This is a genomic window from Arthrobacter sp. P4_F10 (genome assembly GCF_056401435.1).
On the sequence record NZ_JBFUJJ010000002.1, the window covers coordinates 111,780 to 138,304 of the forward strand.

At 67.2% G+C, this 26,525-nt stretch carries 21 protein-coding genes and 1 tRNA gene; 5 read left to right on the top strand and 17 right to left on the bottom strand.

Translation table 11 applies throughout. The features are described 5' to 3' along the window. Positions 1 to 19 precede the first annotated feature (19 nt). From AC1DR1_RS03405 to AC1DR1_RS03480, 16 genes are all read right to left on the bottom strand, one after another. Positions 20 to 733, bottom strand: a complete 714-nt coding sequence (locus AC1DR1_RS03405; protein ID WP_229994607.1) for an HAD family hydrolase — start codon at positions 731 to 733, stop codon at positions 20 to 22. Position 734: 1 nt separating this feature from the next. After that, entirely contained in the window at positions 735 to 2,270 is a 1,536-nt protein-coding gene (gltX, locus tag AC1DR1_RS03410; RefSeq protein WP_476992184.1) for a glutamate--tRNA ligase, read from the bottom strand. Between the two features lie 140 nt (positions 2,271 to 2,410). Further along, on the bottom strand, positions 2,411 to 3,187 hold the full coding sequence (locus AC1DR1_RS03415) for a fumarylacetoacetate hydrolase family protein (protein ID WP_364748032.1): 777 nt from the start codon (positions 3,185 to 3,187) through the stop codon (positions 2,411 to 2,413). 50 nt (positions 3,188 to 3,237) lie between these two features. Then, positions 3,238 to 4,029, bottom strand: a complete 792-nt coding sequence (locus tag AC1DR1_RS03420; protein WP_229994604.1) for an MBL fold metallo-hydrolase — start codon at positions 4,027 to 4,029, stop codon at positions 3,238 to 3,240. Positions 4,030 to 4,053: 24 nt separating this feature from the next. After that, positions 4,054 to 4,428, bottom strand: coding sequence for a DUF1304 family protein (locus tag AC1DR1_RS03425; protein WP_229994603.1), 375 nt, complete (start codon positions 4,426 to 4,428; stop codon positions 4,054 to 4,056). Between the two features lie 142 nt (positions 4,429 to 4,570). After that, positions 4,571 to 5,683 carry a branched-chain amino acid aminotransferase gene (locus AC1DR1_RS03430; RefSeq protein ID WP_229994602.1) on the bottom strand — a complete coding sequence of 371 codons (1,113 nt, stop codon included), beginning with the start codon at positions 5,681 to 5,683 and terminating at the stop codon, positions 4,571 to 4,573. A 141-nt stretch (positions 5,684 to 5,824) separates the two neighbouring features. Beyond that, positions 5,825 to 6,877: a 3-isopropylmalate dehydrogenase gene (locus AC1DR1_RS03435; protein ID WP_229994601.1), complete on the bottom strand. Its 1,053-nt coding sequence runs from the start codon at positions 6,875 to 6,877 to the stop codon at positions 5,825 to 5,827. 125 nt (positions 6,878 to 7,002) lie between these two features. Further along, the gene (gene metG / locus AC1DR1_RS03440) at positions 7,003 to 8,562 is read right to left on the bottom strand and encodes a methionine--tRNA ligase (RefSeq protein ID WP_476992185.1); all 1,560 of its coding nucleotides are present in this window, start codon (positions 8,560 to 8,562) and stop codon (positions 7,003 to 7,005) included. Positions 8,563 to 8,571: 9 nt separating this feature from the next. Next, complete coding sequence (locus AC1DR1_RS03445; protein WP_414645550.1) at positions 8,572 to 9,339, bottom strand: ABC transporter ATP-binding protein; 768 nt, start codon at positions 9,337 to 9,339, stop codon at positions 8,572 to 8,574. Further along, a complete protein-coding gene (locus AC1DR1_RS03450; RefSeq protein ID WP_364748041.1) occupies positions 9,336 to 12,122 on the bottom strand; it encodes an ABC transporter permease in 2,787 nt (928 codons plus the stop codon). Before AC1DR1_RS03450 ends, AC1DR1_RS03445 begins: the two co-directional genes overlap by 4 nt. A gap of 205 nt (positions 12,123 to 12,327) precedes the next feature. Beyond that, complete coding sequence (gene serA / locus AC1DR1_RS03455) at positions 12,328 to 13,923, bottom strand: phosphoglycerate dehydrogenase (RefSeq protein WP_229994598.1); 1,596 nt, start codon at positions 13,921 to 13,923, stop codon at positions 12,328 to 12,330. Between the two features lie 136 nt (positions 13,924 to 14,059). Next, positions 14,060 to 15,085 carry a ketol-acid reductoisomerase gene (gene ilvC / locus AC1DR1_RS03460; protein ID WP_026538933.1) on the bottom strand — a complete coding sequence of 342 codons (1,026 nt, stop codon included), beginning with the start codon at positions 15,083 to 15,085 and terminating at the stop codon, positions 14,060 to 14,062. Positions 15,086 to 15,170: 85 nt separating this feature from the next. After that, positions 15,171 to 15,683, bottom strand: a complete 513-nt coding sequence (ilvN, locus tag AC1DR1_RS03465) for an acetolactate synthase small subunit (RefSeq protein ID WP_018773531.1) — start codon at positions 15,681 to 15,683, stop codon at positions 15,171 to 15,173. 2 nt (positions 15,684 to 15,685) lie between these two features. Further along, entirely contained in the window at positions 15,686 to 17,584 is a 1,899-nt protein-coding gene (locus AC1DR1_RS03470; RefSeq protein ID WP_364748045.1) for an acetolactate synthase large subunit, read from the bottom strand. Between the two features lie 447 nt (positions 17,585 to 18,031). Further along, complete coding sequence (ilvD, locus tag AC1DR1_RS03475) at positions 18,032 to 19,753, bottom strand: dihydroxy-acid dehydratase (protein WP_229994596.1); 1,722 nt, start codon at positions 19,751 to 19,753, stop codon at positions 18,032 to 18,034. A gap of 129 nt (positions 19,754 to 19,882) precedes the next feature. Beyond that, positions 19,883 to 20,821, bottom strand: coding sequence for a LysR family transcriptional regulator (locus tag AC1DR1_RS03480; RefSeq protein WP_229994595.1), 939 nt, complete (start codon positions 20,819 to 20,821; stop codon positions 19,883 to 19,885). Between the two features lie 109 nt (positions 20,822 to 20,930). Between AC1DR1_RS03480 and AC1DR1_RS03485 the strand changes: the two genes are divergently transcribed. From AC1DR1_RS03485 to AC1DR1_RS03500, 4 genes are all read left to right on the top strand, one after another. After that, positions 20,931 to 21,977: a sunset domain-containing protein gene (locus AC1DR1_RS03485; RefSeq protein WP_476992186.1), complete on the top strand. Its 1,047-nt coding sequence runs from the start codon at positions 20,931 to 20,933 to the stop codon at positions 21,975 to 21,977. A gap of 45 nt (positions 21,978 to 22,022) precedes the next feature. Next, positions 22,023 to 23,159 (top strand): PQQ-dependent sugar dehydrogenase, encoded by a 1,137-nt coding sequence (locus tag AC1DR1_RS03490; protein WP_229994593.1) that lies wholly within the window; start codon positions 22,023 to 22,025, stop codon positions 23,157 to 23,159. Between the two features lie 117 nt (positions 23,160 to 23,276). Next, a tRNA-Lys gene (locus tag AC1DR1_RS03495) sits at positions 23,277 to 23,352 on the top strand. Between the two features lie 1,346 nt (positions 23,353 to 24,698). Further along, a complete protein-coding gene (locus AC1DR1_RS03500) occupies positions 24,699 to 25,328 on the top strand; it encodes a DUF2510 domain-containing protein (RefSeq protein ID WP_229995742.1) in 630 nt (209 codons plus the stop codon). A gap of 53 nt (positions 25,329 to 25,381) precedes the next feature. Here the strand turns inward: AC1DR1_RS03500 and AC1DR1_RS03505 are convergent, their stop codons facing one another. Next, positions 25,382 to 25,900, bottom strand: coding sequence for a MarR family winged helix-turn-helix transcriptional regulator (locus tag AC1DR1_RS03505; protein WP_356815854.1), 519 nt, complete (start codon positions 25,898 to 25,900; stop codon positions 25,382 to 25,384). Positions 25,901 to 26,009: 109 nt separating this feature from the next. On the opposite strand from AC1DR1_RS03505, the gene bcp reads away from it, so the two are divergent. Then, positions 26,010 to 26,486 carry a thioredoxin-dependent thiol peroxidase gene (gene bcp / locus AC1DR1_RS03510; RefSeq protein ID WP_229995737.1) on the top strand — a complete coding sequence of 159 codons (477 nt, stop codon included), beginning with the start codon at positions 26,010 to 26,012 and terminating at the stop codon, positions 26,484 to 26,486. Positions 26,487 to 26,525: the final 39 nt, after the last annotated feature.

Below are 26,525 nucleotides of genomic sequence, written 5' to 3' on the forward strand. Positions count from 1 at the left end.
CTAAGACGCCCCCAACAGGCTACGCCAGCAGCTCCAGCAGGGAGCCGACCTCGCGCCCGACGAAGCCCGGGGCCGGCTCCCCGCCGCGGTTCAGCCAGACACCCAGGAGGCCGGCGGCCGTCGAGCCTTCCGCGTCGAGCAGCCGGTTGTCACCGACGTACAGGGTTTGGCCGGGTCCGGTACCGATCCGCCGGACCCCCTCCAGGTAGATGGCCGGGTCCGGTTTTGCTACGCCGACAGTATCGGTGCCCACCAGAACGGCAATCCGTTCCAGCCCGGCCGCGTCCAGCTTCACGCGCTGGTAGTCGTGGACGTTGTTGCTCACGGCACCGTAGGGTATGCCGGCGGCGTCCAGGGCGTCCAACAGCGGGCCGACGTCGTCGAACGCCCGGATGTAGCCGTGTTGGCGGCTCGCGTAGGAACTCACCCAGTGGTGGGCCTGTTCGCCGTCCGCAAGTTCGACGCCGAAGTACCCCAGCGCCGCCCGGCCGCGGAGCAGCCGCTGCTCATTGAACGTCAGTTCGCCGGCCAGGTAGCGGTCGTAGAAGTGAGTGGTCTCGTGGGTGAAGATCCGCCCGAACCTCTCCCACCCGGCCTCGTCCAGGCCGGGCAGGAGGTGCTCGCTGACGTCGCGGAGTGCAGTCGTCATGGCGAACTCGAGGTCCACCAGGGTGTCATCGATGTCGAACAGAACCCCGTGGACCACGCCGCCGCCCAGGCCCGCTGCCAGCACGTCAGCCGCGGAAGGCGCGGAGGCGGGCCAAGGATGAATCCTTGCCCAGGATGACCATGGATTCGAACAGCGGCGGGGAGATCCGCCGGCCCGAGACGGCCGTGCGGACCGGGCCGAAGGCCAAGCGGGGCTTGACGCCGAGGCCTTCGACGAGGGCCTCCTTCAGGGCAGCCTGGATGTTCTCGGCCGCCCACTCAGCGACGGGCTCCAGCGCGGACAGGGCGGCGTCGAGCACTTCGGTGAGGTTCTCCGGCAGGCCCTTGCGGGCGTCGTCGGCGACGTCGATCGCGTCATCGGCCTTGAACAGGAACGCGAGCATTTCGGGGGCCTCGCCCAGCAGCGATATGCGTTCCTGGATCAGCGGTGCGGCCTTGGCCAGGATCTCCTCCTCTCGGGCTGTGAGGCTCTCCCCGACCAGGCCGGCGGCCTGCAGGTAGGGCACCAGGCGGCCGCGGAAGTCCTCAGCGTCGAGCATGCGGATGTGGGTGCCGTTGATCGCCTCGGCCTTCTTGATGTCGAAGCGGGCCGGGTTGGCCAGCACATCGTTGACGTCGAAGTGCTCGATCAGCTGGTCGACGGTGAAGATGTCCTCGTCGGCGGAGAGGCTCCAGCCGAGCAGGGACAGGTAGTTGAGCAGGCCTTCGGGGATGAAGCCGCGGTCCCGGAGCAGGAACAGGTTCGACTGCGGGTCGCGCTTGGAGAGCTTCTTATTGCCCTCGCCCATGACGTACGGCAGGTGGCCGAAGACCGGCATGTAGCTGGCCACGCCGATATCCATCAGCGCCTGGATCAGCACCACCTGACGCGGCGTGGAGGAGAGCAGGTCCTCGCCGCGGAGCACGTGGGTGATCCCCATGAGGGCGTCGTCCACCGGGTTGACCAGGGTGTAGAGCGGGGATCCGTCGGCGCGCACAATGACGTAGTCCGGGATGCTGCCGGCCTTGAACGTGATCTCGCCGCGGACCATGTCGGTGAAGGTCACGTCTTCAATGGGCATCCGGACGCGCAGGACGGGCTGGCGGCCCTCGGCCTTGAACGCGGCAAGCTGTTCCTCGGAGAGCTCGCGGTCGAAGTTGTCGTAGCCCAGCTTGGGATCGCGGCCGGCTGCCCTGTGGCGGGCTTCGACTTCCTCCGGCGAGGAGTAGCACTCGTAGGCGTAGCCGGCGTCGATCAGCTTGGCCACCACGTCCTTGTACAGGTCCAGCCGCTGCGACTGGCGGTAGGGCTCGTGGGGACCGCCGACTTCCACGCCTTCTTCCCAGGTGATGCCGAGCCATTTGAGGGCCTCAAGCAGCTGCTGGTAGCTTTCCTCCGAGTCGCGGGCCGCGTCCGTGTCCTCGATCCGGAACACAAAGGTGCCCTTGGTGTGCCGGGCGTGGGCCCAGTTGAACAGGGCGGTGCGGATCAGGCCGACGTGCGGGGTACCCGTAGGCGACGGGCAGAACCGGACACGGACCGGGGTGTCAGCGGTGACTTCACCGGTGGAGGCAGCAAGGGCGGAGCTGGAAACGGCGTCGGACGCGGAAGCAGTAGTCATAGTGGTACCAACATTACCAATCTCTCCCATCGCTACTCGCCCGGAATGCCGCTACGAAAAAGGACAACCGCACCGTGGATCCACGGTGCGGTTGTCCGAAATCGGCGCTGCTTCTTCGGATTCTTCGGATCGAAAGGCGGTTAGCGGCGGACCACCGGGTTGGAGAGGCGTCCGATGCCCTCGATCTCGACCTCATAGCGGTCGCCGGCCTGCACGGCGCCGACGCCGGCCGGGGTACCGGTCATGATGACGTCGCCGGGGAGCAAGGTGAAGGCCTGCGAGACGATGGAGACGAGCTCCCGGACGCCGCGGATCATCTGGTTCGTGCTGCCGTCCTGGCGCAGTTCGCCATTGAGCCGGCCCTGGATCTGCAGGTCCTCGGTGTCGAGCTCGGTCTCGATCCACGGCCCGAGCGGGGCCGAGGTGTCGAAGCCCTTGGCCCGGGCCCACTGCAGGTCCGTCTTCTGGACGTCGCGCGCGGTGAGGTCGTTGCCGCAGGTGTAGCCGAAGATCACATCATCCACCCGGTTCTCGGGCACGTCCTTGCAGATCCGGCCGATGACGACGCACAGCTCGGCCTCGAAGGAGACGTCCTCGGAGAACTCCGGCAGGACAATGGGATCGTTCGGCCCGATCACGGAGGTGTTGGGCTTGAGGAACAGCAAGGGCTGCGCCGGGACCTCGTTGCCAAGTTCCCGGGCATGCTCCGCGAAGTTGCGGCCGACGCCGATGACCTTGCTGCGGGGGATGATCGGCGCCAGCAGGCGGACGTCCTCCAGCTTGTGCCTCATGGGGGTTCGTTCCACGCCATGGAAGAACGGGTCGCCCTTGATGACAGTGACTTCCTCACTGCCGGGCTCACCTTCCACGATGCCGTAGAGGGGATCAGAATCGACTACAAACCGGGCGATACGCATGGTTCTTAGCCTACCGTCCCGCAGGCCGGGCCCGGGGTCAGTCTGTCCGTTCAGCGCCGCCCGCTGCGCAGGTAGTCCAGCTGCGCCGCGACGGAGAGCTCCGCGGCGCGGCGGACGGAGGGATCGACGTCGGCGTACACGGCGTCCGTGACGGCGCCGATGCCGGCATCGGCCCCCAGCGCCGCCAGTGCCGCCCGGACCTGCTCAAGCCGGCCCAGCCGGTGATCCCGGTAGGCGCGGGCCACGGCGTCCAGAGCCGGCAGCACCGGGCCGTGGGCCGGCAGCACCATGGCCGGACCGAGGCGCTCCAGCCGGTCCAGCGATTCGAGGTAGTCACTGAGGGTGCCGTCAGGGTAGTCCAGCACGGTGGTTCCGGAGCCCAGAATCGTGTCCCCGGTCAGCACCGAGCCGTGCGGGCCGTCCTGCGGCAGGTGGAAGCACAGCGAATCCGCGGTGTGGCCCGGCGTCGCCAGAACCCTGATCTCTGTTCCGGCCGCCAGGATCGTTTCGCCGTCCTGCAGCGCGGGTGCGCCATGGCAGTGGGCGGGATCCGCGGCCCGGACAGGTGCGCCCGTCAAAACCGAAAACCGTGCGGCGGCCGCGGTGTGGTCCGCGTGCCGGTGCGTGATCAAGATCAGTTCGATTCGCCCGTCCCCGGCCAACGCCTGCAGGTGCGGCTCGTCGAGGGGCCCGGGGTCGACGGCGACCGTGCCCGCCGCCCCCGGGGCGGCAATGAGATAGGAGTTGGTTCCGTCCAGGCTCATGGGACCCGGGTTCGGGGCGAGGCGGAACCGGGTCAGCTCGCTGCTGCGGACGAGGTCGCGGGATTTCTCGGTGGTCACGGTCCCATCCTTGCAGAGGTGTCCTCAGACGAGCAGCAGGATGGAGATCAGGAACGGCAGGAGGGCCTCGGCAATGGCATTTCCCCAGAGCCGACGCTCGGAAAGGAACAAAATGAGGCCCAGGGCCACATGAGCCACGCATGTGAACAGCAGGAGTGACTCACCGGCCGCGACGTCGGCTCCCCCCAGCATGAGGGCACCCGCAACGGCGCCGATCCCCCAAATGACGTTGTATATGCCGAGGTTGAACGTCCACAGCCTGACTGCTTCGACGTCGTCCGGTTCGACGAGGAACAGGCGGTGCAGGCGCTGGTGCCGGATGAAGAAGGACTCCATGATGCCGACACTGATGAGCAGGACGCCAAAGACCACGCCCAGAACTTGGATCAGCCCCGTCATGTGCCCATTGTGCACGCCGGGCGGACGGGTGAAAAGGGCCCGAAGACTGCCGGGCGTGCGGATGCAGACGCCGACGGCGGCCGCCACCGGAAGGTGGGGACCGCCGTCGTGCCGGACGTTCCGGCTCTAGATGCCTTGGGTGCTAGGCGAGGCGGGTCAGCCAGCCGTGGGTGTCCTCCACGGTGCCGGTCTGGATCCCCAGCAGCTGGGCGCGGATGGCCAGGGTGGTCTCCCCCGCCGTGGCGTCTTCGGAGCCGATGAACTCGGTGGCGTCCTTGAGCACGCCGATGGGGGTGATGACCGCGGCGGTGCCGCAGGCGAAGACCTCGGCGATGTCCCCGGAGGCAACGCCGTCGCGCCACTCATCCAGGGTGATCTTGCGTTCGGTGACTTCCCTGCCCATGTCCCGGGCCACCTGCATCACGGACATCCTGGTGATCCCCTCCAGGATGGTTCCGGACAGCGCGGGGGTGACCAGCGAGCCGTCCTTCATGACGAAGAAAACGTTCATGCCGCCGAGTTCCTCGACGGCGTTGTCGTTGAACTGGTCCAGGAACAGGACCTGCTTGCAGCCGTGCGCCTCGGCTTCCTGCTGGGCGATCAGCGAGGCGGCGTAGTTGCCGCCGCACTTGGCGGCGCCTGTTCCGCCGCGGCCGGCGCGGGCGTACTCACGCGAGATCCAGATGGAGACGGGCTTGAGTTCGCCGCCGAAGTAATTGCCGGCCGGGGAGGCGATCACGCGGAAGGAGACCTCGCGCGCTGCCCGCACGCCCAGGAACGCCTCGGTGGCGATCATGAAGGGCCGCAGGTACAGGGCTTCGCCGTCACCGGAGGGCACCCAGTCCTTGTCTGCCGCGACCAGTTCGCGGATGGCGCCGAGGAAGTACTCTTCCGGGAGTTCGGGCAGGGCCAGGCGCCGCGCGGACTTGTTCAGCCGGGCCGCGTTGGCCTCGGCCCGGAACGTCCAGATCGAACCGTCGGCGTGGCGGTAGGCCTTGAGGCCCTCGAAGATCTCCTGGCCGTAGTGCAGCACTGCGGCGGACGGGTCCAGTGAAATCGGGCCGTAGGGCTCAACCCGAGCGTTGTGCCAGCCACCGTTGCCTTCGGCGTCGACGCTGTAGTCGACAATCGAGGTGTGGTCGGTGAAATAGTCGCCGAACCCCGGGTTCGCCAGGATGGCTACACGCTCTTCAGCAGACTTCGGGGTCTCCGACAGGTGCTGGGTGAATTCGACGCCATGGGCAGTCTGAGTCATGGTTCCTCCACGATCGGCTGCCTGGTGTGGGAACGTGGTTCACCCTCGGACCACGGCAGCATATTGGTGATTCGAAACAAGCTTACGCCCGTTGGCAGCGGGGTTTAGCGGCACCTGCAGGGCAGAGAATACGGCCAGGACCTACAGCGCCGCCGCGATGGCGTCGCCGACCGCGCTAGTGGTGCGGACGGCGCCGTCGCGGGCCTCGACGTCGGCCGTCACGGCCGCCTCGATCTTCCGGGCGGCGCCGGCGAAGCCGAGGTGGTCGAGCAGGAGCGCCGCGGAGAGGATGGCCGCGGTGGGGTCGGCCTTCTGCTGGCCGGCAATGTCCGGGGCGGACCCGTGGACCGGTTCGAACATGGACGGCGCGGTGCGGTCCATGTTGAGGTTGCCGGAGGCGGCGAGGCCGATCCCGCCGGTCACGGCTGCCGCGAGGTCGGTGATGATGTCGCCGAACAGGTTGTCGGTGACGATCACGTCGAAGCGGGCCGGATCGGTGACCATGAAAATCGTGGCGGCGTCGACGTGGAGGTAGTCGTGCGTGACCTCGGGGAACTCCTGGGCCACTGCCTCAACCGTGCGCTTCCAGAGCTGGCCGGCGAAGACCAGGACGTTGTGCTTGTGCACCAGCGTGAGCTTCTTGCGGGGGCGTTCGTTGGCCCGGCGGAACGCATCGCGGACCACGCGTTCCACGCCGTGGGCCGTGTTCAGGGAGACCTCGGTGGCCACCTCGTGGGGGGTGCCGGCGCGCAGTGTGCCGCCGTTGCCCACGTACGGGCCTTCGGTGCCCTCGCGGACCACGATGAAATCGATCTTGCCGGGGTTGGCGAGCGGGCTGCCAACGCCGGCATACAGGCGGGAGGGCCGCAGGTTGACGAAGTGGTCCAGGCTGAAGCGCAGCTTGAGCAGGAGCTCACGCTCGATGATGCCCGACGGGATCCGGGTGTCGCCGGGGGCCGCCCCGACGGCGCCGAACAAGATGGCGTCGCGCGTGCGAAGATCGGCGAGGGTGGCCGCGGGCAGGGTCTCCCCCGTCTCGAGCCAGTGCTCCGCGCCCAGCTTGTAGTGGGTCTGCTGGAGCACGATCCCCTCGGCGGCCGCGGCCTTCTCAAGGACCTTCAGGGCTTCGGCCGTGACCTCCGGACCAATGCCGTCGCCCGGGATGACTGCCAGATCAATCGTGGATGCGCTCATGTTTTCAGCGTAGCCAAGTGATCCACATTCTGGTCAAGTCGTCTCACTATCCGATCATGCCTCCTGACGAAGAACGCTCCCACACCCCAATTCAGGGGTGCGGGAGCGTCAGGCGGCGGACCGGCTCAGGCCTCGGCGGGTTCCTCGTACTTCGGGAACACCGGGGCCGGGGCCGGCAGTTCCGTGCCGGCGACGATCGGCGAGCCGACGGCCGTGAACTGGCGCGCCGCGCCTTCTGGCTGGCCGAGCGTGTGCAGGATCGCCGCCGTCGCCGTCGGCATCACCGGCTGGGCCAGGATCGCGACGATCCGCAGCACCTCGAGCGTCACGTAGAGCACCGTGTTCATGCGTTCGACGTCGGTCTTGCGCAGCACCCAGGGAGCCTGCTCGGCGAAGTAGGCGTTGGTGTCCCCCAGGACAGTCCAGATGGCCTCCAGGGCGCGGCTGAACTCCTGCTTCTCGAACGCGGCCCGGGCGGCGTCCAGCAGCCCGTTGGCCTGGGCCAGAATCGCGGTGTCCTCGGCCGAGGACGCGCCCGGCGCGGGCACGCGGCCCTCGCAGTTCTTGGCCACCATCGACAGCGACCTCTGGGCCAGGTTGCCGAAGTTGTTGGCGAGGTCGGAGTTCATCCGGCCCACGATTGCCTCGTGGTTGTAGTTGCCGTCCGCGCCGAAGGGGACCTCGCGCAGGAAGAAGTAGCGCACCTGGTCCAGGCCGTACTGGGCCACGAAGTCCGCGGGCGCCACCACGTTGCCCAGCGACTTGGACATCTTGACGCCGTTGTTCTGCAGGAAGCCGTKGATCATGATCCGCTTCGGCAGCTCCAGTCCGGCGCTCATGAGGAACGCCGGCCAGTAGATGGCGTGGAAGCGGGAGATGTCCTTGCCGATCACGTGGACGTCGGCCGGCCAGAACTTTTTGAAGGAGCCCGAGTCGACGTCCGGGTAGCCGACCCCGGTCAGGTAGTTGGTCAGCGCGTCGACCCACACGTACATGACGTGCTTGTCGTTGCCGGGCACGGGAACGCCCCAGTCGAAGGTGGTGCGGCTGATGGACAGGTCCTCCAGCCCGCGCCTGACGAAGCTGATGACCTCGTTGAAGCGGGACTGCGGGGCGCCGAATTCGGGGTGGGCCTCGTACAGCGCCAGCAGTTTGTCCTGATAGGCGGACAGCCGGAAAAAGTAGCTCTCCTCGGCCGTCCAGGTGACCTCGGTGTCCGATTCGCGCGAGTAGCGGATGCCGTCGTCCTTGACCACGGTCTCGTCCTCGACGTAAAACGCCTCGTCGCGGACCGAATACCAGCCCTCGTACTTGGACAGGTAGATGTCCCCGTTGGCCTCCATCTTCTTCCAGATGGCCTGCGACGCCGCGTAATGGTCGGCGTCCGTGGTGCGGATGAAGCGGTCGTACGAGACTCCCAGGGCGGCGTGCGCCCCCTTGTAGATCTCGGCGTTCCGGTCCACCAGTTCCTTGGGCGTGACGCCTTCCTTCTCGGCGGCCTGGGCGATCTTCATGCCGTGCTCGTCCGTTCCGGTCAGGAAGAAGACGTCGTACCCGTCCAGGCGCTTGAAGCGGGCCATCGCATCGGTGGCGATGTACTCGTACGCATGGCCGATGTGCGGCACCCCGTTGGGGTACGTGATGGCCGTGGTGATGTAGAACGGGGTCTTATCAGTTGAAGTCACGGTCTAAATCTAGATCAGTTCTGTGAGGGTATCGCTCTGGCGGACCAGTTCGTGGTCATGTGAAGCCACCAGCACGGCAATGCCGTCCGAGGTGGTGTCCTTGAGGATGCTGATGATGCGGTTGGCCGCGGCACGGTCCAGGCTGGCCGTGGGCTCGTCGACCACCAGGACGCGGGTGCCGAGGATGAGCGCCCGGGCGATCGCCACGCGCTGGCGTTCACCGCCGGAGAGCTGCGCCGGGCGGTGGCGCATGCGCCGGCCGAGGCCCACGAGGTCCAAAAGGTCCTTGGCCATGTCGCGGCGCTGCTCAACCTCGCCGTCGGGCACGGCCGGCAGCAGGACGTTCTCGAGTGCGCTCATCCCGTCGATCAGGGCGCCGCCCTGGTCCACGTAGCCGATCAGGGCGCGGCGGCGGTCGGCGATCTCGTCGTCGCCCATGGTCTCCAGCGAGTCGCCTTCCCAGAACACCCGGCCCGACGTCGGCAGGGTCAGTCCCGCGCCGACGGTCAGGATGCTGGTCTTGCCCGAGCCGGAGCGGCCCGCGACGCAGTGCATTTCGCCGGCGTGCAGCGTCATGTTGAAGTCGTCCACCACGTTGACGGCCTCGGCACCGCCCTTGCCGCCGCCGTAGTGGATGGTGATGTTGCTCAGTTCCAGCGGCGTGGCGTGGTCCGTGGCCTTCACGATCGTGTTGGCGCGGGTCTTGTGTGCACCGCGACGGGTGCTGGCGGTCATCCGGTCGTGTGCCTCCCGGTCAAGGTTCAGCTCGTTAGTCATTGGACCACTTTCGTTGCAATCGGAATCCAGCAAAGTACAGCTACGAGACCGGCAATTGCGGCCCACAGCGCGGCATAGGGGGCGAGGAGGAGGCCGATGCCGAGGGCGCCCACGACACCGAGGGGCAGCGCGACGGTTCCCACCATGGCGTTTTCAAAGAAGCGGACCTGGCCCAGCATGTCAGGGTTCCAGCCCATGGCCCGCAGCGTGCCGAGGTACTGGCGCTTGGCCTGCAGCTCGAAGCGCCCGGTGACCATGGTCAGCAGCAGCCCGACGGCAACGCCGGACACAGCCAGGATGATGCTCGGGAGCGCGATGCTGGCCGCGGCCAGCCCGCTGAGGGCGCTGGCGCCGGCGGCCCGGGGAATGTCGATCAGCAGGGCGACCAGTCCGCCGACGGCCGCGGCGAAAACACCGACGGCAACGGCGAGTGAGATGGTGTTGAACTTGTTGGCGCTCAGCTGCCGGTTGGCGAAGGTCAGCGGGGAATCGACCGCAATGAGCCGTTCATCGTGTTGCGGCTCCTGGTCCACTACCTCGCGGTGGCGCAGCTGCTGCGCAGCGACGAACGCCGCACCTACGTACAGCACCAGGACCGACGCCGAGACCACCGCGGTGGCGGTGCTCCAGCTGATCAGGCTCAGGGCGATTCCGGCGACGGCCAGCAGCGCGGCGCCGACGCCGAATTCGGCCAGCACCCAGGAGCGGATCCTGCGCTGGGTCCAGCCCATGGCACGCAGGGTTCCGGCCTCGCTGCGCCGTTTGCGGATGTAGCTGACGGTGGAGGCGCCGGTCAGGAGGGCGGCGCCGCAGAGGGTCAGGAACAGCAGGGTCAGGTTCGTGGCGGTCAGGGAGCCGGAAACGGCGTCCGCGGCGTCCTGGCGGACCCACGACTGCTGCACGGTGCCCAGCGGCGATTCCTTGCCGGCGTCGTCCTTGGAGTAGCCGGGAACGGCGATGCTGGCGTCCTCGCGGGCCGAACCGGCCACCACGGTGGCCTGCAGGCCCATGTCGCGGATCTCGTTGGCGAGCTTCTCCACCTCGGGCTGCGCCTGCTTCCAGCTGCCCGGAACCTTGGCGCGGACCCGGACGGCGTCGATCACGGAGGCGTTCTGCTCATAGCCGCGGGCGGCGGCGAGGCCGTAGAAGTCGGTGATGGCACCGGCGGACTGGCTGACCAGTCCCGTGGCGCTCAGCGAAGGCTTGAGCTCGGTGTTGACGTCGGTGCCGGACGCATCCTTGGTCAGGGTGAACGGCGCGGGGTCGTAGCCGCCCAGGGGCAGCCGGTTGACGTCGCCGGCGGCATCCTTGACGCTCGCGGCGTCGAACGTGCCGTAAACCATGGCCAGCGGCGTGGCCAGCTTCTTGCCGGTTTCGAGGTTCTCCCGGTAGGAGCGCTCATCGACAGGATTGCGCTGGGTCTGGTCGACGGCGGCACCGTTGGCGGCCTTGTCCGGCAGGCGGTTCACGGTGACCCAGTCACCGGGCGAGGCGCTCTTGTCCACGGCGCCGTTGGCGGCGGTTTCGCCGTCCTTGTACGCCGGGGCGGCGGCAAAGTTGGTGCTCCAGGTGGCGGGGTTGTAGAGGCCCTGGCTGAAGGAGCCGGTGTCGCCCATGAGCTGGGAGAGGTCCTTGGACCCGGGCCAGGCGAGGGCGAACGGGGACTTCGAAACGAACGGCAGGTAGTCCTTGTCCAGCGAGCGGGTCACGGTGCCGACGTCGTTGGTGACGTTGCCGGAGTCGTCGATTTCCTCGATCTTGACCGAGTACTTCAGATCCACGGCGGTGCCGGAGCGGACGATCAGCGGGATGGCCTGCGAATCGGCGGTGAGCTGGCCGTCACGCTTGGCCTGCTGGTACTGGGTCATCAGCGGTGCCCAGTACTTGAGTTTGACGCCGAGGAAGTCCGGGCCTTCCTTGAGTTCGTCCATGGAGATGCCGTTGGTGAAGAGGCTCTCGAAGTGCCGGCCAATGGCGCCGGCGTTGCGGGCGTCCGCGGGCGGGGCTTTCTCCAGCGGGGCCAGGAAGTCACCGGCCGTGCCGAGCAGTGCGCGTTCGGAGACGGGGTCGACGGCGACGACGGACTCGGTCACCTGCGGCGCCATGGGCAGGGAAACGGAGAGGTTGAAGAGGTTGTGCTCGGAGCCGCCGGCCGGGGTGGGGAACTTGATGCCGGTCTCGCCCTCCGGGCCCTGGATGCGGACGTTCTGGCCGCCGGCGACCTGTTCCTGGATCAGCTTCGCCTTGCCGACGGAGCCCTCGGCCGTGGTCTTGAACAGGGTCTGGTCCGAGTGGCCGTCGGAGCTGACGGCGCTGGCGGTCAGACGGTACTTCTTCGGCGTGTCGCTCAGCACCGATTCCGCGGCCGGCCACTTGCTCGGGTCCGTGGCGGTCGGGTCGCCGGAAGTGCCCGCGAGGCCCGCGTTGAAGCCGAGGTAGTCGGTGGCATCCAGCCGCGGCGATTCCAGGTTCTGCGTCACGCGCGAGACCAGGCTGATGGGCGCGGCCACCGAGGTGCCGGAGAGCTTGCGGATCGAATCCAGCTGCTCGAAGCTGACGCCGCCCTGGCCGGTGGCGATGTCCGGCTGCATCAGGCCGCCGTTATCATCGGCCTTGGCCTGGACCAGGACGTCATAGAGCCCCCGCGAGTTTTGGTCCACGGTCCTGTTCAGCGCCGCCTGGGACTGACCCTGGACGAGCACGGACAGGCACATGGCCACGATCAAAATGGACGCGGTCAACAGAAGCACTCTGCTTCTGATGAACCTCTGGACGGCGTTCATTGGGCTCCTGAAAGCTGGATTGCGTGCGCACGCCGCAGTTCATTTCCTGCGGAATTGAGGGCGTCCCGTGCCGGGCGTGCAAAAGTAAAGGCCGGTCTGCCGGCCGCGGACCGAAATTCGGTCCTAGCCATTGTACGCAGACCGGCCGGCCGCTTGTGGCCGCCGGCGGCGGTCATGCCGCCGCCGGCGGCCTGCGGGGAGGATTTTAGTCCTCGAGGTCAACCTCACGGACCATGTCAGCGCCGATCCCGGCCTTGATCGCGTCAAGGACCTGCTGGGGAACGGAGCTGTCGATGGTCAGCAGGGCCAGCACCTGGCCGCCCTCTGTCTGGCGTGCCACCTGCATGCCGGCGATGTTGATGTTGTTCATGCCCAGGATGTGGCCGATTGTGCCGATCACGCCGGGGCGGTCCGAGTAGGCAACCACCACGAGGTGTTCGCTGATCGGGATCTCCACCTCGTAGCCGTTGACGCCGACCAGTTTCTGGATCTGCTTCGGGCCCGTCAGGGTTCCGGCGACGGAGATCTGGCTGCCGTCGCTGAGGGCGCCGCGCAGGGTCAGGACGTTGCGGTACGACTCGGTGTCCGGCGTCGTGATGAGCCGGACGTTGATGCCGCGCTGCTCGGCGATCACGGGGGCGTTGACGTAGGAGACCTGCTCGGTCACGACGTCGGCAAAGATGCCCTTGAGTGCCGCGAGTTCCAGCACCTTGACATCGAGCGAGGAGATCTCGCCTGCCACCTCGACGTCGAACTGCGTGAGGGAGGCATGGGTCAGCGCGGTGAAGATGCGGCCCAGCTTTTCCATCAGCGGGATGCCGGGGCGGACGTCCGGGGCGATGACGCCGCCGGCGACGTTGACGGCGTCGGGGACCAGTTCGCCGGCCAGGGCCAGGCGGACGGACTTCGCGACGGAAACGCCGGCCTTTTCCTGGGCCTCGTCGGTGGAGGCGCCCAGGTGCGGGGTCACCACGACGTTGTCGAGCTTGAAGAACGGCAGGTCGGTGCTGGGTTCCTTGGAAAAGACGTCGACGCCGGCGCCGGCGATGTCACCGGCCTGCAGCGCGGTGTAGAGGGCTTCCTCGTCCACCAGGCCGCCGCGGGCGACGTTGACGACGTACGCCGTGCTCTTCATCTTCTTGAAGGCGTCGGCGCCGAGCATGCCGACGGTCTCCGGGGTCTTGGGCATGTGGATGGTGATGAAGTCCGACTGTGCAAGGAGCTCATCGAGGGTCACCAGCTGCACGCCGAGCTGGGCGGCCCGGGCGGAGGTGATGTAGGGGTCGTACGCGAGGATCTTGGTGTCGAAGCCCTTCAGGCGGGCCGCGACCAGGGCGCCGATCCGGCCCAGGCCGATGATGCCGATCTTCTTCTCGAAGAGCTCGATGCCGGTGTACTTGGAGCGCTTCCACTCCCCGTCCTTGAGGGCGGAGCTGGCCTGCGGGATGTGGCGGGCGAGGCTCAGGATGTGCCCGACGGTCAGTTCGGCGGCGGAGACGATGTTCGAGGTCGGCGCGTTGACCACCATGACGCCGGCCTGCGTGGCCGCTTTGATGTCGACGTTGTCCAGGCCGACGCCGGCGCGGGCGATCACCTTGAGGTTCTTGGCGGCGGCGATGGCCTCGGCGTCCAGCTGGGTGGCGGAGCGGACCAGGATCGCGTCGACGTCGGCGATCGCGGAGAGCAGCTGGGAACGGTCGGAGCCGTCAGTCTGGCGGATTTCAAAGTCCGGGCCGAGGGCCTCGACTGTGGCGGGCGAAAGTTCCTCAGCGAGGAGTACGACAGGTTTGGTGCTTGTCACCGGTGACCTCTTTAGCTCTCTTGTGTATCTGGTGGGGATTTTGGTGAATCGGGTGATGCTGGTGATGCGCGTGGTGCTGGACAGCAGGGAAGCCGGACCCCAGGATGTGGTGTCCGGCTCCCCTGCCGGGCAATGCCTAGCGGGCGACTGAACCTTCGGTGTAGTCGTCCTCGTTCTTGATCCAGGAGAACAGCTTGCGCAGTTCGCGGCCGGTGGCCTCGATCGGGTGGTCCTCACCCTTCTTGCGCAGGGCCTTGAACTCCGGCGCGCCGGCGTCCTGGTCATCGATGAAGCGCTTGGCGAAAGTGCCGTCCTGGATGTCCGCCAGGACAGCCTTCATGTTTTCCTTCACCTGCGGGGTGATGACGCGCGGGCCGGAGACGTAGTCGCCGTATTCCGCGGTGTCGGAAACGCTCCAGCGCTGCTTGGCGATGCCGCCTTCGACCATGAGGTCGACGATCAGCTTGAGCTCGTGCAGCACCTCGAAGTAGGCGACCTCGGGCTTGTAGCCGGCCTCGGTGAGGGTCTCGAAGCCGTACTGGATCAGCTGCGAGGCGCCGCCGCAGAGGACAGCCTGCTCGCCGAAGAGGTCGGTTTCGGTCTCTTCGGTGAAGGTGGTCTCGATGACGCCCGCACGGGTGCCGCCGATGGCCTTGGCGTAGGACAGGGCCAGTTCCTTGGCCTTGCCGGACGGGTTCTGCTCGACGGCGATCAGGTCCGGCACGCCGCGGCCGGCTTCGAACTCGCGGCGCACGATGTGGCCCGGGCCCTTGGGGGCAACGAGGGCGACGTCGACGTCGGCCGGGGGCTGGATGTAGCCGTAGCGGATGTTGAAGCCGTGGCCGAAGAACAGGGCGTCGCCCGGCTGCAGGTTCGGGGCGATGTCCTCGGCGTAGACGTGGCGCTGGACCTGGTCCGGGGTCAGGACCATGATGAGGTCGGCCTCGGCGACGGCGTCGGCAACGTTCAGGACCCGCAGTCCCTCGGCCTCGGCCTTGGCACGGGACTTCGAGCCTTCCTTCAGGCCGACGCGGACGTCAACGCCGGAATCGCGCAGGCTGAGGGCGTGGGCGTGGCCCTGGGAGCCGTAACCGATGACGGCGACGGTGCGGCCCTGGATGATCGACAGGTCGGCGTCGTCGTCGTAAAACATTTCAGTCACTGGGGTGTCTCCTTTTGAGTGGATTCTTCGTAGATATTCTCTGTGGTGCTGCGGTACAACGGGGCGCCTCCGTCTATGCGGTGTCCTAGGCGCTGCGGAGGGCCCTGTCACTCATGGAGCGGGATCCCCGCCCAACTGCCAAGGTGCCGGACTGCACGATTTCGCGGATGCCGAAAGGCTCCAGCACTGACAAGAGTGCCGTGAGCTTCTCGGGGTGGCCCGTTGCCTCAATGACCACCGACTCTGTGGAGACGTCGACCACTGAAGCGCGGAACAGGTCTGCAGCCTGGGTGACCTGCAGGCGTGTTGCGGCATCCGCACGTACCTTGACCAGGATGTGGTCGCGCTGTACGGAAGATTCTGAGGTGAGCTCGACGATCTTGATCACGTTGACCAGCTTGTTCAGCTGCTTCGTGACCTGCTCGATCAGCTCGCCATCGGCGTCGACCACCACGGTCATCCGGGACATGCCCGGGACTTCGGTGGGGCCGACGGCCAGGGAATTGATGTTAAAGGCCCGGCGGGCGAAGAGGCTGGCGACGCGGGTCAGCACACCGGGCTTGTCTTCGACCAGAACGGACAATGTGTGGCGGGTCATGTTCAGTCCTCCTCTTCCCATTCCGGGGTCATGTTGCGGGCAACCTGGATCTGGTCGTTGCTGACCCCGGCGGGGACCATCGGCCACACCATCGAGTTGGGGCTCACGACGAAGTCGATGACCACCGGGCGGTCATTGATCTCCAGGGCCTTCTGGATGGTGGCGTCGATGTCTTCGTCGCGTTCGCACCGGAAGGCAGCGCAGCCGTAGGCGTCCGCCAGCTTGACGAAGTCCGGGATGCGGACCGTGTCATGTCCCGTGTTGAGGTCGGTATTGGAGTAGCGGCCCTCGTAGAACAGGGTCTGCCACTGCCGGACCATGCCGAGGGAGGAGTTGTTGATGATGGCGACCTTGATCGGGATCTTGTTGATCGCGCAGGTGGCCAGTTCCTGGTTGGTCATCTGGAAACAGCCGTCGCCGTCGATCGCCCAGACCACGCGGTCCGGTTCGCCCACCTTGGCGCCCATGGCCGCCGGAACGGCGTAGCCCATGGTGCCGGCGCCGCCGGAGTTGAGCCAGGCGTGCGGGCGTTCGTACTTGATGAACTGCGAGGCCCACATCTGGTGCTGTCCGACGCCGGCGACGTAGACGCCCTCGGGTCCGGTCAGGGCGCCGATGCGTTCGATGACGCGCTGGGGGGCACTGAGCCCGTCCTCGGGTTCGGTCCAGCCGAGCGGGTAGGTTTCCTTGAGGTTGTTAAGGAACGCCCACCAGGTGGTCAGATCCGGGGTGCCGAAGGCCTCGAACTGCAGGCGCAGGGCCTCGGTCAGCTCCGGGATGATCTCCTTGACCGAGCCAACGATCGGGACGTCGGCCGTACGGTTCTTGGAAATTTCCGCCGGATCGATGTCGGCGTGGATGACCTTGGCGTTCGGGGCAAAGGACTTCAGGATGCCGGTCACGCGGTCATCGAACCGGGCGCCGAGGGTGATCAGCAGGTCCGACTGCTGCAGGGCCGTCACGGCGGAAACCGTGCCGTGCATGCCCGGCATGCCCACGTGCTGCGGGTGCGAGTCCGGGAACACGCCCCGGGCCATCAGGGTGGTCACCACGGGAGCGCCCGTCAGCTCAGCGAGTTCGCGCAGTTCGGCCGAGGCGTGGGCCTTGACCACACCGCCGCCGACGTAGAGCACGGGCTTGCTGGCACCGGCAATGAGCCGGGCGGCCTCACGGACCTGCTTGCTGTGGCCGCGCACCACCGGCCGGTATCCCGGGAGATCGATCTTGGGCGGCCAGGAGAACGTCATCTGGCCCTGCTGGGCGTCTTTGGCGACGTCCACGAGGACCGGGCCCGGGCGTCCGGTGGAGGCCAGGTGGAAGGCTTCGGCCATCACATGCGGGATGTCGTTGGGGTCGGTGACCAGGAAGGAGTGCTTCGTGATCGGCATGGTGATCCCGACGATGTCCGCTTCCTGGAAGGCGTCGGTGCCGATCACCCCGCTGGAGACCTGTCCGGTGATGGCCACTATCGGCACGGAGTCCATGTGGGCATCCATGATGGCGGTGACGAGGTTGGTGGCACCGGGGCCCGAGGTGGCGATGCAGACGCCAACCCGTCCGGTGACCATGGCGTAGCCTTGCGCGGCGTGGCCGGCTCCCTGTTCGTGACGGACCAGAACGTGGTTCATTTTGGAGGCCATCAAGGGGTCGTAGGTGGGCAGGATCGCGCCACCGGGCAAACCGAAAATGTCCTGGACGCCGAGTTCTTCGAGCGAACGGACAATTGCTTGCGAACCGGTCATGACCGTCGGGGGTACGACGTTGTTCGGTCCGAGGACAGGAGAGACGGCAGCAGAGTCGACGCCGGCGTCAGCCGGACGTTCGACGCGTTCCGGAGCCTTGTGGGCTCCAGTGGACTTGGTGGCCATCAGCGAGGGGCTGATCGGCGATCCTTTGCTCATCGGACTCTTCCTTTGTGGATCTTCGGTGATCGTGGAACTACGGTGTCTTACTGGTGGTGCGGCTGGTGATGCAGGAAATAAAAAAACCCCTCAGCCGGCGGGCTCTTCGAGGGGTTGCGCGTGACGGTTCGTTACCAGTGAAGGCTATTGAGCCACGCGCTTGGTAAGTACGACGACGACGCCGGCGGTAACGATCTCGATCATGCGTTCAGTTTTCCCTCTGAGTGAGACAGGTGTCAACGGGCCCGGCCTCTGTCTCACTATTTGGACAACACTGTCCACTGATTGGTCCTCCTAGTTTCCCTCTTGCCTTGGACGCCAAAACGGCGAGCCGCCCAATTTGGCGGCAGGCGGGAGTCTCCTACCCCGAGTGGACGGCGCGGACGCCGCCCACTCGGGGCCCCTCGGAGCCTCCCTTATTAAGCGTGGTCACCCACGCTTAGAGAATCAGCCGCAGTAGGCGCCGGTGGAGGCGCTGTGGACGAGCTTGGCGTACTTGGCGAGGACGCCCTTGGTGAACTTGGCCGGGAGCGGCTCCCAGCCGACCTTGCGGGCCTCGAGCTCGGACTCGTCGACCAGGAGGTCGAAGGTGCGGGCCGCGATGTCCACGCGGATCCGGTCACCGTCCTTGACGAAAGCGATGGGGCCGCCGTCGACAGCTTCCGGCGCGACGTGGCCGATGCACAGGCCGGTGGTTCCGCCGGAGAACCGTCCGTCGGTCAGCAGCAGGACGTCCTTGCCCAGGCCAGCGCCCTTGATGGCGCCGGTGATGGCGAGCATCTCGCGCATGCCGGGGCCGCCCTTCGGGCCTTCGTAGCGGATCACCACGACGTCGCCCTTATGGATCTCGCCCTTGTCCAGGGCGTCCAGGGCACCCTGTTCGCGCTCGAACACGCGGGCCGTGCCCTCGAAGACGTCGGCGTCGAAGCCTGCGCTCTTGACGACGGCGCCTTCAGGGGCCATCGAGCCGTGCAGGATGGTGATGCCGCCGGTCTTGTGGATCGGGTTGTCCAGTGCACGCAGGATCTTGCCGTCCAGGTCCGGCGGGTTGATCGCGGCGAGGTTCTCCGCCACGGTCTTGCCGGTGACGGTGAGGCAGTCGCCGTGCAGCAGGCCGGCGTCGAGCAGGGCTTTCATGATCACCGGCACGCCGCCGATCTTGTCGACGTCGGTCATCACGTAGCGGCCGAACGGCTTGAGGTCGCCCAGGTGCGGGATCTTGTCCCCGATCCGGTTGAAGTCTTCCAGCGTCAGCTCCACCTCGGCTTCGCGGGCGATCGCGAGCAGGTGCAGCACGGCGTTGGTGGAACCGCCGAAGGCCATGGTGACGGCAATCGCGTTCTCGAACGCCTTGCGCGTCATAATGTCCCGGGCCGTGATGCCCAGGCGCAGGAGGTTGACCACGGCCTCGCCGGACTTGTGCGCAAAGGCATCGCGGCGGCGGTCCGCGGAGGGCGGTGCGGCGGAGCCGGGCAGTGACATGCCCAGGGCCTCGCCGATGCAGGCCATGGTGTTCGCCGTGTACATGCCGCCGCAGGCGCCTTCGCCCGGGCAGATTGCTTTTTCGATGCGGTCCAGGTCCTCGCGGCTCATCTTGCCGGCCGCGCACGCGCCGACGGCTTCAAACGCGTCGATGAGGGTGACTTCCTTTTCGGAGCCGTCCTCAAGCTTGACCCAGCCGGGCATGATGGAGCCGGCATAGAGGAACACAGAGGCCAGGTCCAGGCGGGCCGCCGCCATCAGCATGCCGGGCAGCGACTTGTCGCAACCGGCCAGGAGCACAGAGCCGTCGATCCGTTCGGCCTGCATGACCGTCTCGACCGAGTCGGCAATGACTTCGCGGGACACCAGGGAGAAGTGCATGCCCTCGTGGCCCATGGAGATGCCGTCGGAGACGGAGATGGTGCCGAACTGCATCGGGAACCCGCCGCCGGCGTGGACGCCTTCTTTGGCGCCCTGGGCCAGCCGGTTCAACGAAAGGTTGCAGGGGGTGATCTCGTTCCACGAGCTCGCCACGCCGATCTGCGGCTTGGCGAAGTCGTCGTCGCCCATGCCGACTGCCCGGAACATGCCGCGCGCCGGGGCGGCGTGGATTCCATCGGTAACGACCCGGCTGCGGGGCTTGATGTCCGGCTTGGTGTCTGCTGCTGTTTGGGTGTCCTGACTCATGGCTCAAAGTCTAGGGCTCCGCCGCAGACGCCAACGACCCCACAACGGAGCGTTAAGCGGAAAACCGGGAATATTTCGATCAAATAGTGGACTCTCGTCTCACATCATGAACCGCGAGGCCGGTTTGCCTCAGATCCGGTGAGCCGTGTCACGCAGTTCCGGGGCTTCGGCGACACTCTGGGCTTCGGCCTTGAGCATCGCCAGGACCTGCTGGATGGTGGTCCGGGCCGCGACATCCGGACGGGCCAGCGCAACGATGCTCCGGCTCGCCTTCACGCCCTTGAGCGGGCGCAGGACGAACCCCCGGCCCTGGTTGCTGACCGCCGTGTACCGCGGCAGCAGGCTCAGCCCATGCCCGGCGCTGACCAGGGCTTCCAACACCCGCAGATCCGGGAACTGCTGGGCACGGACGGCTTGCGAGTCGGCACGCACCTCGATCTGGCGCAGCACGGTGTCGAAGGGAAAGCCCTCGGGAACTCCCATCCACGGGAAGCCGACGACGTCCTCGGCGCACAGCGTGGCCTTGCCGGCCAAGGCGTGCCCGGCCGGCAGTGCCACATCCAGCGGTTCGTCCAGCAGCGGCACCACAGTCAGGCCCTGGCCGCCGAAAACCTCCGGACCGTCGACGCTGTGCGCCAGGACGATGTCGTAGTCCGCGGTCAGCCCGGCGAACCCGGCAACGCCCGGGTCCTCGAAATGCGCTTCGAACCGCAGCCCTTCCACGGACTTGACCCGGTGGAGCATGCCCGGAAGGAACATCTCCGCGGCGCTGGGAAAGAAGGCCGCCACCACCCTCGTCTGCCAGCCGCGCCGGTACGTGTCGATTGTTGCTTCTGCCCGCGCCATGGCCGTCGACACGTCGGCGGCGGCCCCGGCCATGGCCAGCCCTGCCTCGGTTAGCCGAACTCCCCGGCCGGACTTCTCCACCAGTACGACGCCCAGTTCCTCCTGCAGGGTCTTTAGCTGCTGCGACACGGCCGATGGCGTGACCTTCATGGCCTCGGCGGTGGCGCCGACGGTCCCCCGGCCGGCGAGTTCGCGCAGAATCTGCAGTCGCTTGAAATCCATGAGGCGAGGCTACACGCCGGGGCCAGGTTTGATTGCTGGACAGCCGGCTTCGCCCGGACGTAACGTCAAGCATCGGCAACCCATGCCTCCTGGACTGAAAGGCTCTGCTATGGACTGGATAGTCTGGCTCGTCGTCATCATCGTGGTGGTCGCTGTCATTTGGTGGCTGCTGAACCGCAATAAGAGCCGCCCGGGCGCAGGATCCGCATCCGCTGCAGGCACCGGCACCAGTACCCCGGCCGGCACTTCTGCCGGTCCGACGGCGGCGGCAGGATCTGCTGCCGGTCCGACGGCGGCAGCCATGGCCGCGCCGGACGCAGCGCCGGCGCCTGAGCCGGCCGCGACTGCCCGGGAGTCGGCGCCCGCCCCCGAGGCGCCCGAGTCCCCGGCGGCCACAGCCGCCCCTCCGATCGAGCCGGCCGCCGCCGAGGCGGCACCGGAAGCAGCAGGCACATCGGGCAATGCCGAGTGGGAGACCCAGTGGTCCGAGACCGCCCCGCCGGCGGACACCCATACTCCAGCGGCCCATTTTGATCCGGCCCACGGCGCACACGCTGCGGCGGCGGAACCTGGTGCGGGTGCGGAACCGGCAGCCGCGGCGGGCCTTCCGGTCCACCACCCCGAATACACCGAGCCCCACGCGCCGACGCTGCCCGGAGCCGAATCGGCAGCCGCGGAACCGGTCGAGGACGAAAACGCCGCTGCCGGCGGCACCGGCACTGTGTCCGGTACCGGCAGGAGCACGAGCACCGGCACGAGCACCGGCACTGGCACCGGCACTGGCACCGGCACCGGCACCGGCACCGGCACCACGATGCCTGCCGCGGCCGGCCCCGTGACGCAGCCCGCGCCCCTCCCTGGCGCAGAAACGATGCAGACAGCAGCATCGTCCGCGGCGGCCGAGGCCTCCGCAAGCCACACGGCCGAGCCCACCGGCCATCTGGCCACTGAGCAGCCCTACGGCGAGGGGTCAGCGGCTCCGGCGGCGGACGGAAGCGGCCCCGAAGGATTCACCGTCAAGGGCAATGCCTCGTCGATGATCTACCACGACGAGACCAGCCCGGCGTATGACGAAACCCGGGCGGAAGTGTGGTTTGCCTCCGCGGCGCACGCCGAAGCGGCCGGGTTCCGGCCGCCGCGCCGGACGCGGCAGTAGCCGCCGGCCCGGCCGGCGTCCCGCACGTTCTCACCATCTCCCTTGATGCTCCCCCGCTTCGCTGGCAGGCGCCCCTCTGGCAGGCGCTTCTTTTCCAGGGCAGCAGCCCGGGCCACCGCCCTGGCCGTTGCGCTGTTGTTCCTGGGCGCCTGTACAGGTGGCGGCCCAACCACGCCCGTGGTTCAGTCAGGCGACGGCACCGCAACCGGCCCAGCAGCCACACCGCCTGAACCGACCGTTGCGGGCCGGATCGACGGGCTGAAACTGCCGTGGTCCACGGTCTACCTGCCCGACGGCACCGCGGTGATCTCCGAGCGCGACACCGCACTGCTCAGGACCATCAAAGGCGGCCAGCTGGGTACGCTCGGCAAAGTGCCCGGCGTCGTACCCGGCGGAGAAGGTGGCCTCTTGGGCCTTGCCCTTTCCCCCGACTTTGCCGCGGACCGGTACCTTTACGCGTACTTCACCGCGCCGGCGGACAACAGAATCGCCCGCATGCGGCTGGAGGAGCGCGGCGGCCGGCTGGAGCTCGGTGCCCTGCAACCCGTTTTCACCGGGATTCCAAAGGCCGGCACGCATAACGGCGGACGGATCCGCTTTGGGCCCGATGGCTTCCTGTATGTGGGAACGGGCGACTCGCAGCGCCGCGAACAGCCGCAGGACAGCGGCGCCCTGGGCGGAAAGATCCTCCGCCTCACCGCGGACGGCCGGCCGGCGCCGGGAAACCCGTTCGGCGAGAACCCGGTCTACAGCCTTGGCCACAGGAACGTCCAGGGGCTGGCCTGGGACAGCGCGGGCCGGCTGTGGGCCAGCGAATTCGGCCCCGACGTCAACGACGAGCTCAACCTGATCGTGCCCGGCGGCAACTACGGCTGGCCGGACGTAACAGGCGCCCCGCACCGCTCCGGCTTCCTGGACGCCAAAGTGGTGTGGCCGTCGACGGCGGAGTCGTCCCCCAGCGGACTGGAAATTGTCGGCAGCACCGCCTACCTGGGCGCCCTGCGCGGCCAAAGACTCTGGATTGTTCCCCTCAGGGGCGAATTTGCCGAAGATCCTGTGAGCTATTTCACGCGAGAGTACGGCCGGGTTCGCAACGTTTCACTCGCTCCTGACGGCCGGCTATGGCTCCTCAGCAACGGCCAAAACCCTGATTTTGCGCTGATTTTGGACCTTCACAGCTAGCCGCAACCGGCCCGCACCCTCCGATTTCACAGGACAGCCAATCTCGTGTAGAGTTTCATGTCGTTGCGGAGAACAACGAGGGAAATAAAAAGCCCGCGGTGAACGAAAACAACAGATGCACCTCTAGCTCAACTGGCAGAGCAATTGACTCTTAATCAATGGGTTCCGGGTTCGAGTCCCGGGGGGTGCACCACCGAGAATCCCCGTCCTGCAGGCCTACCGGCCCGCGGGACGGGGTTTCTTTTTTGTTGGCGAAAGCAGCCTCACCGGGCCCAGCTTCCCGACCGGCCGGAGGTGTAACCCTACGATGGTGAGGATGAACTCCATCCGGAAGGCCTGTTACGTGTCCGCCGTGGCAGTGGTGCTCGGGGCATCGCCTCTCGTCCTGGCGTTGCCCGCAGCGGCCGATCCTTGCGGGCCAGCCGGCCTCCTCCCGGCGAAATTCTGTCCGGCACGGCCGACGCCGGGGCCGCCGGCCGCCTCCCCGACGCCCAGCCCGACTGTCCCGGGCAACGTTGCCCCGCCACCGTCGGGAGCCGCGCCTCCCCCAGCACCCTCCCAAAGGCCGACGCCAGCGCCGTCCCAGGGGCAGCCCGTCCAGCCCCCGCAGGTCCCGGCGCCGCCGACGTCGGACCCAGTTCCAGCAGCGGACCAAGACAATGCGGCCCCACCGGCCACGGCGTCTGTTCCGGCTGCTGTCACGACTGGGACCTCCGCGCCTCCAGCGGCGGATGCGAGCCAGCACCCGGACCCCTCAGCGGAGCAGCCGCTGGGTGCCGTGGGCAGCCAAGGTGATTCGGGACCGGACGGGCAGCTCGGCATAGCCGGGTCCCTGCTGGCACTAAGTGGCCTCCTCATCGGGCTCTCCGCGGCAATTGGCCTCCGCCGGCCGGCCCAACCGTGAATCGGCCGCCGGACCGTCACATTTCGGCTGTCACACTTCAATGTGGGGTCGGCGGCCGTCGAGTCACGCCGTGTCCCTAGACCTTCTCGCGGGGCCGGTCAACTACCGTGTCCGGCTCTTCGACTGTGAACTCCTTGCTGCGGCGCGGGAAGCCCCAGAACCTGCTGTCCTTTGCCTCCACGCGGGGCTCCGGGCGATCCTCAGATTCCTTTGCGGCATCCTTCCGGACATCCCGCCAGGAATCCCTGTTGTACGGATAGCACATCACTGACCTCCTTCATGGTGATTGCCCTTTAATCGTCCCTCCGATGCGGTGGCGCGTCGATACTCCGGGCCTGCCCATTTCCGCCTGAACGGCGAGCCGGGCCTGGGGTTCTCTGGGAGCTGTCCGTCGACGCCGCGCGGTCTTCCCGCCGCCATGGGCCGCGGCTAGACTCGACCCAACACACCGGCAAATGGGGGAATCATGGATTTCGTCAGTCTCGACAACACCGGTCACCGCCGCTGACGGCCACTCCCCGCGCTCACAGCCGTCCCCATGTACCCTCTGACCTAGAGAACCAGAGAGTGCATGGAACAACCGCACTCGCCCTGCCACGCCCCGCCCCGCCCCGCCCCGCGAAGGATGAACAGCCATGACCGTCCCGCCCAACGCTTCAGCCCCTGGCCCGGGCTGGTATCCAGACCCTGCCGGCTCCGGCCGGCTTCAGTGGTGGAACGGTTCGGCCTGGACCGGGCAGTTCAGTGCACCCCAGTTCCATGCGGCGCCGGCCCAACACCCGGTGGCACTGCGCAGGCGCATCAGTGACCGGACGCCGGTCTACAACCCGTACATCTGGACGATTGTGGCTCTGCCGCTGGTCTCGCTCATCCTGCTCATGTTCTGGAACCCGGCGCTCCGGCTGCGAACCGTGGGCACGCGGCAGATCCCGACAATTGATCCGGCGTCGATCTTCACGGCGCCGTATTTCCTCCTGGTGGCCACCAGCTTCGTGATCTTCGGCGTGTCCGCACTCCTGGCTTATCTGGACTGGGACCGGCTGCGCAAGGACGGCGTGGTCCGTCCGTTCCACTGGGCGTGGGTGTTCCTCAGCCCTGTGCTCTACGTGATTGGCCGCTCCGTGATTGTCCACGAGGTGGCCCCGCGGCGCGGGCTGGCCCCCGTGTGGGCCACCATCAGCGTCACTCTGCTCACCGTGGTGCTCACCGGACTCAAGATGTCCGCCATCTTGGCCACCCTGGCGAACCAGGCCGCGACGATATAGGACTTCGTCGGGCGAGGTTGGCCTGAGGGATGTGCAGCCCCTTGAGCCGGCGGCTAGTTCAGCGGGGCGGTCTCGGCGGCAACGCCCGACTCGGTAGCGGCACCCGGCGCCGCAGCGGCGCCCGGCTCGGCGCCCGTAACGATGGCCGTGGCCTCCGGGGACGTGGATTTGGTTGCCAGCACCCTGACCACGGCCTGGAGCTCCTGGCGCAGCAGATCCGGGTCAATGGGCGTCGCGGCGAGCACGGAGCGTTCCATGTCGGCGGCCGCCGTGACGGCCTGGCGCCCCTGGTCAGTCAGCGACACCACATGGCTGCGCCGGTCGGAGGTGCTGCGCTGCCGCGAAATGTGGCCGTGCGCTTCCAGCCGGCTCAGTGTCTTGCCCATGGTCTGGGCCTGGACCCGGACGAGTTGGGCCAGTTGGGCTTGTGTCATAGGCCCATTCGCCGAGAGCACCTCCATGGCGATCACCCCGGCATGGGTCAGGCCAATGGCCCCCAATTTTTCGTTCCAGGAGTGTTCTACAAGACGTGCTGCCGTGGACAATAGGCGGCCCGTGGGCCAGCGATCCATATCAGGCATACCCAAGAGTATAGCGAGCAGCGGATTCGTCCGGCGCCGATCGCCTCACTAGGCTGGATGATCACCCCACTTCACGACACACCTCACCAAGGAGATACCCGTGCCTGAGCAACTCACCGCCGGTGCCACAGCACCGGATTTCACCCTCAAGAACGCCGAAGGACAGGACGTCAGCCTCCGCGATTTCCGGGGCCGGAAGACAGTGATCTACTTCTACCCGGCGGCCGCCACACCCGGATGCACCAAGCAGGCCTGCGATTTCCGGGATTCCCTCGGCGCGCTTCAGGCCGCAGGTTATGACGTGGTGGGCATCTCCCCTGACCCTGTCCGGAAGCTTGCGGCCTTCGCGGCCGCCGAAGGGCTGACCTTCCCGCTCCTCTCCGACGAGGACCACTCCGTTGCCGAGGCGTACGGGGCCTGGGGCGAAAAGAAAAACTACGGCAAGACCTACCAAGGCCTCATCCGTTCCACCATCGTTGTCGACGCCGACGGCCAGGTCGCCGTCGCGCAGTACAACGTCCGGGCCACCGGGCATGTCGCCAAACTTCGCCGGGACCTGAAACTCGACGCCGGATAGGTACAATAGAGCCTGGCGTCCGCCGCCGGGGTTCTTATC

Bases quoted from the DNA above. Each gene is read 5' to 3' on its own strand.
- AC1DR1_RS03445 (WP_414645550.1), bottom strand. From the start codon at position 9,339: ATGACTAACGAGCTGAACCTTGACCGGGAGGCACACGACCGGATGACC.
- AC1DR1_RS03425 (WP_229994603.1), bottom strand. From the start codon at position 4,428: ATGACGGGGCTGATCCAAGTTCTGGGCGTGGTCTTTGGCGTCCTGCTC.
- ilvD (WP_229994596.1), bottom strand. From the start codon at position 19,753: ATGAGTCAGGACACCCAAACAGCAGCAGACACCAAGCCGGACATCAAG.
- AC1DR1_RS03490 (WP_229994593.1), top strand. From the start codon at position 22,023: ATGCTCCCCCGCTTCGCTGGCAGGCGCCCCTCTGGCAGGCGCTTCTTT.
- AC1DR1_RS03430 (WP_229994602.1), bottom strand. From the start codon at position 5,683: ATGACTCAGACTGCCCATGGCGTCGAATTCACCCAGCACCTGTCGGAG.
- AC1DR1_RS03450 (WP_364748041.1), bottom strand. From the start codon at position 12,122: ATGAACGCCGTCCAGAGGTTCATCAGAAGCAGAGTGCTTCTGTTGACC.
- ilvN (WP_018773531.1), bottom strand. From the start codon at position 15,683: ATGACCCGCCACACATTGTCCGTTCTGGTCGAAGACAAGCCCGGTGTG.
- AC1DR1_RS03480 (WP_229994595.1), bottom strand. From the start codon at position 20,821: ATGGATTTCAAGCGACTGCAGATTCTGCGCGAACTCGCCGGCCGGGGG.
- AC1DR1_RS03505 (WP_356815854.1), bottom strand. From the start codon at position 25,900: ATGGATCGCTGGCCCACGGGCCGCCTATTGTCCACGGCAGCACGTCTT.
- AC1DR1_RS03485 (WP_476992186.1), top strand. From the start codon at position 20,931: ATGGACTGGATAGTCTGGCTCGTCGTCATCATCGTGGTGGTCGCTGTC.
- gltX (WP_476992184.1), bottom strand. From the start codon at position 2,270: ATGACTACTGCTTCCGCGTCCGACGCCGTTTCCAGCTCCGCCCTTGCT.
- AC1DR1_RS03435 (WP_229994601.1), bottom strand. From the start codon at position 6,877: ATGAGCGCATCCACGATTGATCTGGCAGTCATCCCGGGCGACGGCATT.
- AC1DR1_RS03415 (WP_364748032.1), bottom strand. From the start codon at position 3,187: ATGCGTATCGCCCGGTTTGTAGTCGATTCTGATCCCCTCTACGGCATC.
- AC1DR1_RS03470 (WP_364748045.1), bottom strand. From the start codon at position 17,584: ATGAGCAAAGGATCGCCGATCAGCCCCTCGCTGATGGCCACCAAGTCC.
- AC1DR1_RS03500 (WP_229995742.1), top strand. From the start codon at position 24,699: ATGACCGTCCCGCCCAACGCTTCAGCCCCTGGCCCGGGCTGGTATCCA.